Source organism: Verrucomicrobiia bacterium, assembly GCA_026414565.1.
Lineage (GTDB): Bacteria > Verrucomicrobiota > Verrucomicrobiia > Limisphaerales > Fontisphaeraceae > Fontisphaera.
In genome coordinates, this window is the sequence record JAOAIT010000006.1 from 1 (window position 1) to 6,118 (window position 6,118).

The window sequence follows — 6,118 nt, forward strand, 5'->3', positions numbered from 1 at the left end:
CGCTCACCCGCGTCGAACCCTGCACCGCCGTCCCCAAATTCCATGTCCCCGCCAGCGGCGCCTCAAATCCCCCGTTCACCACATAATTGGTCCCCCCACCTACCACCCAGCCCTCCTCAATCCGGATGTCGTCCAAATACAGCACCCCCGCCTCGTTCAACCGCCAGTACAGATTCGTGAAGACCAGCGTGTTCACGTTGGTCATCGTGAAGGCCTTGAATTTCCACCCCGACCCATCCGCCCAGTTCAGCGGCCGGCTATGATCCCGCCGCCCGTCCACCAACTGCAAGGCGGCTCCCCCGCCCGCCGCCAACGCTGGCCATGGCGCCCCCGGTTCATAACGCACCCGATCCACCACCACCTCCGTCCCGTTGGTGCCGGGCCGGAAGATCGTGAGAGTTTCCCCGTCCGTTTGCAGGCTGCCAGGAAACACGTCAAACACGGTGACCGCCGAGCCATAAGCGGCGGCAAAGGCATTGCGATCCTTGGCCAGAATGATGCGCTGTTGCGGCAACAACAACGCCCCCAGGGGGAATTGATAACCCAGACCGTTGATGCGCCAGCCGGTCAAATCATAGGTGCAGTCGGGGGAGGCGTTGAAAATCTCCACATATTCCGCATTCGTTGCGAGCGGCTGGTACATGATCTCGCTAAACATGACGGTCATCCGCGGGTCCGGCTGTTGACCGGTAAAGGTCACATTGCGCGAGATTTCCATGCCCGGGATGGGATTGCCCTGGAGGTCGCGGCCCTCGATCAGCAGAGCATTGTTGCCGGCATTCAACACGTAGTTGACGGACCAGTCCTTCACCGAGGTCCAGGTCACCGGATACGCCTTGCCATTGATGGTGATGGACACCACCTCCACGGGGGCCTGCCCCCGGATCACGAGCAAATTGGTGCTCTGGCTGGATGGCAACGCCAGCAGATTGAAATTGGAGGCATCCTCGGCGGCGAGCTGGGTGAGAATGCTGGAGCGCGCCGTGCTGATAAACGTCTTGACGGCGGCCGGCGCGCGCACGCTGGTCTGCCCATTAAGCATGAAGGCCTCGTAACGGGCATCCATGAAATCGTTCAGGCGCGGATTATTGAAAGGCCCATTACAAATTTGCTTGAAGGCGCGCCAGTAAGCCCGGCGATAAATGGGGGTGTTATAGAACTTGGGCATGTTGGCGTCGGCCGTGTTGTACTGGAACAACGCGGAGCCGGGGGCATCCGATTGCGTACCGCCATCGTTGGGGTTGTTCAGCACAATGTTCAGGTCAAAAATGATAAGCCGCCACTTGTTGAAGTCGCCCTTGTATCCATACATGTTTTGGGCATTGCGATTGCCAAAGCTGTCCCAGTTGCCCACGGCATGCTCCACGGCGAAGGTCTTGAGCCACTGCTCGGTGTCCACCAGCGGCTCGATGGCGGAGACAAACGCCGCGCCGCTCTGGGAGGCCGCCTCCACCAATTGGAAGACGTTGGTGTAGTCATTGGCGGTGCCTTTGGCGGCGCGCGTCAAATAATTATGGCGATACCGGGCCAGTTTGTGCCGTCCCTCACTCAGATAGACGTTCAGCGTGCACCAGGACTGATTGTTCACGGGAGAGGATTCGCCGGTGGCCACATCATTTTGTTCAAACCAGGGCTGCAGCTTGTAAAGCTGGCCATCCGCATCGTCCGGCCAATACTGCTCAATAACATCGCCATTGGGCGTCTGCATGTCTTCCATGAAGGTGCCGCGGCGCACGCCGTTGACGAACACCGCCACGTATCGGCGGTAAAGCCAGGGCAGGCCGACGTAGCGGGCCACTGCGTAGGCCACCTGCTCGCGCTGGAGGGTGGGATCGTCAAAGGAGCCATTGCCCGGGCCGTGAATCTTGTTGAAGTTCTCCGTGCCCAGCATCAAATCGTCCTCGGGCAGTTCAACGGAATAATGGCAGTTGTTGCCCACCGGACTGTTGAAGCCTTGATGATAGGGACTGCCGGCGTAGCGCGCGCCAATGTGATGAATGACGCGGAAGTTGCCGTACACCATGGTGCCCAACACCGGTTCATTGCTTAAGACGGGTCGGTTGATCCAGGAATTAACGGCGTTTTGCGTGAAATACATGCGGTAGGTGCCAAAACTGGAGACCGGCTGCACCTCGCCAAACCGCACCAGATGCTCGCGGGTGTTGATGCCCGAGCCGGCAGGGAAGACGGCATTGCGACCGCGCAAATCGTTGGCCGAGATTTGATAGGCCACCAGCGCACCCGAGGCCTGGCCGGGGATGGTGGCGGAATACAGGCCATCGCCCGCCACGGCATCGCCGCCGGTGCCGTTGTCAACCATGACGACGGTAGTATAAGAGCCGGCGGTATCCAATCGGTAGCGCAACACCACATTGGTGATGCCATCGGGATCATGCAAACGGGCGGTTACCACCACCGCCTCATTGGCCGCGGGCAGAATGGGCGCGTACGCCACCTCGTAAATGGCCGGGGCGGCATTGGTTTCGTAACGGCTGTTGCGCTCGCCCGGCGTGCCCAGGTTGGTGGGAATCTCAAGGCGCCGGGTGGCCTCGATATAATTGCCATGCAGGCGAATCAACATTTCCGGCCAGCCGCACAGCCAACGCACCCGCGCCCGCAAGGTGAAGGTGCCGCTGCTGGGCACCGTCGTCAGGGGGACCAGACAGCGATTGGCCAGGGTATCGCCGCGGCCGCTGGCGCGGACGTGCAAACACCGGCCGCCGCCCTCCCCGCCGCTGGTGTCCACTGTGCTGCGCGCATGATTGCCACGCATCAACCAGCCGGGGCCGCCGGTTTCAAAATGGGTGTCGGGGGTGGCAATGAGGTTCTGTCCGCTGGTGCTCAAGACCGCCACATTGTCCACCAGGAATTCGCCGGCCTCCAGCGCCAGGACTTCAAAATGGGAAGCCGTTTGCCCGCCCAGATCCATCGGGCCGGTGAACTCCACCGTGCACCAGGGCGCCTTTTGGGTTTCGTCGCTGTCCGCCCAGTTGGCGGCCAGGCGGTGATTGGCGCGCGGGTCCTTTAATTCGAGGCTGCTGCCGCCGCCGTTGGCCCACTTGCCCCACTGGCCGCCCCGCCGGTAGGAAACTTCATCTACGTCAATATAGATGGTTTTCAGATTGGTCACCACCTGCCCAAGGTTGTTGGTGCTCAAGGTCAGAATTTGATCGGGCATGGCCAGCGCCAGACGCTCGCCCCGATTGGCCAGCGCGCCGCTGTAGTTGCCCACCACGAGGCCGGGCGCCAGGTTGGGATATTTGGCCAGCAGGTTGGTACGATTCTTGGCCACCACCAAGTAACCGCCCGCCGGCAGCCAGATATTGGTGGGAAAAGTGAAGGCGATGCCGTCGCGCAGCCGCCAGCCAGAGAGGTTATAAGGCACCGCGCCCTGATTGTGCAGCTCCACATATTCATCGTCCTCCAGCTCGGACAAGGGCTTGTACATGATTTCGTTGATCACGAGATCATGAATGCGAATCGCGCTGTTATTGGTGCCGGGGGTAAGCGCCTGCAAAGGGTAAAATTCTGTGGCCCCATCCGGGTATCGGCCGCTGGAAACGCCGTTGGCCTGTCCCTTGAAGCGCACACAATCCAGCACCGCATTGTCATCCGCATTGCGGAAATAGATGGTTTCGCCGCCCGCATCCAGGGCAAAACCCAAGGCGGCCTCGTCCAACACCAGAAAACCGCGGGCCGGGATGAGCGTGCCTGCGGGGAACACATATTTATTGGTGGCCGGATCATCGCTCAGGGCACAGCCGGAAAGATCCACCGGCTGGGTGCTGTGATTATATAGCTCGATAAAGTCCAGTTGCGGCCAGTCGGTATGGGCCAGAAATTCGTTGATAACCACGTTGTGCCGAGCCGTCTGCCGCAGACCATCCATGCGCCCCGGGGAACCGCCCACCTGCGCGCTGATATCCCAAGCCTCCGCCCAGTCTTCACCGTAGGAAGGCCGGGCCAGCACCAGCGAATGCCCCGTCCCATCCGCACCCGCCGGCCAGGGGTATTCACTGCGGTAATTGACCTCCAGCACAATGGCGTCAATTTCTGTGCGCAAGCGGACCCGTCCCGATTCTGCCAGCCGTCCCTCGTAGGGGCCCAGCACATTGGTAATGCCATAAACACGGCGCACCGCGGCGGGGTCTTTGGCGATTACCAGGTATTCATTGCCCCGGATTAGGAAATTGGTGGGAAACCGAAAACTGATGTCCCCCGCCAGCCGCCAGTTGGAAAGGTCCTCGAAATAAGGATTGGAATTGTAAATCTCCACAAACTCCAGGTCATTGGTGCCCGCCCAGGCACCGGGTTTGTACATGATTTCGGTAATGGCCAGGGGCGTTTTGCGGCTGGAGGGACCGGGAGGCTCCCGCGTCAGTCGCGGCTGGGCGGTCTGCGGATTCACCACCGCCGCCAGATCCCGAAACTCAACCTGCGTTTGCCAATTGGTGCTGCGGGCCGTGGCCGCGAGGCCAAAGTAAATGGTTGAAGGCATCCCGATGGTGGCGGTACCGGTCTGCAGCCAATTCTGGCCGTCGTAACTGACAAAGCCCGTAAACACGCTGCCAAAGCGTTTCAAGCGCAGATAGGTGTAAGGATGATTCACCGGCTGGCCGCCACTGCTGGTCACGGTTCCCCCGGCCGTGGTGCGGGCCAGGAATAAAACGCCCACCGCGCCGGGGGTGGACACGGAAGCGGCAAAGGCCGCATTGGCATTGAGGTTTTCCCGCGCCATCAAACCCGCCTTGGCCCAGGCGTCGGAAGGACTCAGGTTGGCGATGCGCACACTCATGTCAAAGTCCCCGGTGCGTTGTTGATAGACGAAAAAGAACTGATCGCTGGCCCCCCCGATGTCACTCCCGCCCGCCGTCACATTGTAGCCTCCGCTGACGGTGCTGTAACTGCCGGGCAGGGCCGGGTTGCCAACCTGGGCCTGGTTCAAGCTGACCGCGACAAAGGAGACGGTGCTGTTGGAGGCCATGAGATTGGACGCCTGGGAACGATCCCGCAGATTGTTGATCCGCAAGGTGTAGGTCACGTTTTCCGTCATGCGGCTCACCGTCAGCAGGAGGTTGGTTTTAGCGCTTCCGACGATGACATTGGAGATAACGAGGCTGCCCACGCTGCTGGTGATGGCATAATTGGCCACGTTGGTGGCCGTGGCCGGAGAAATGGGTTCGTTAAACAGCACTTGTACCGTGTTCAATCCCTCGGCATAGGCGCCCAGTAGCACCGGCGCATTCGTATCCGCCCGCACCGTCACCACCGCCACCGCGCTCGTCGCCGCATACGTCATGTTGCTCACCACGTTCTGCGCCACAAACCACACCCGCGACCCATTCCAGCTCAACGGCCCCCCCTCCACCACCCACCCCGCCTCCGTCGCCCCCACCCCCGCCTCCCCCTCCCGATACCACTGATACCCCGGCGCCGGATTCCCACTGGCCCCTCCCACCAGCTCCAGCCGCCCCAGCTCCCCCACCACCACGTTCGTCGGCGACCGCGTCACCGCCGCCGGCACCTGCACCGCCGACACCACACTCACCACCACATTGTCCAACTGCTGCCCCTCGTCCGTTATCCCATCCGCATTGTCATCCACCCACAACACATACAGCGTACCCCCCACCGGCCAGTTCACCCCCCAACTCGCACTCAGCCGCCCAGGCCCCACCAGGCTCAACTCCGGCACCACCACCCAGCTCCCCGCCTGCCCGCTCAAACTGTACATCACCAAAAATCCAGGTATCTGCTCCCCGCTCTCCGTCGTCTTCACATAGTCATACGTCAAACTCACCCGCGACACCGCCGACCCGCTGTTGTTCTGCAACGTCAACATCAACGCCGTCCCATTGTTCCCCGTCGGCCGCGTCTGCACATAACCCCCGCTCGACGACCACACCGCATTGCCCGTCGCCCCAGGCGGATTGCCCGCATCGGCCGCCAGCGCCGTATTCACCTGCGCCGCACTCAACGCCTGCGCCGCACTCACCAAATCATTGCTCACCCCGCTGGACGTCGAACTCCCACTCATGCTCAACGTGCTCCAGTCCCCCACCCCAGGCTGCGTGCTGAAGTTCTCCTGATACCCGTTCGGCCCCACCAACGCCGCCTG

General features: G+C 61.4%; 1 protein-coding gene. It reads right to left on the minus strand.

Going from position 1 to position 6,118, the window contains the following annotated elements:
- Positions 1 to 6,118 (minus strand): lamin tail domain-containing protein (locus N3J91_00640; protein MCX8154952.1); only part of this gene is annotated, 6,118 nt, incomplete at both ends.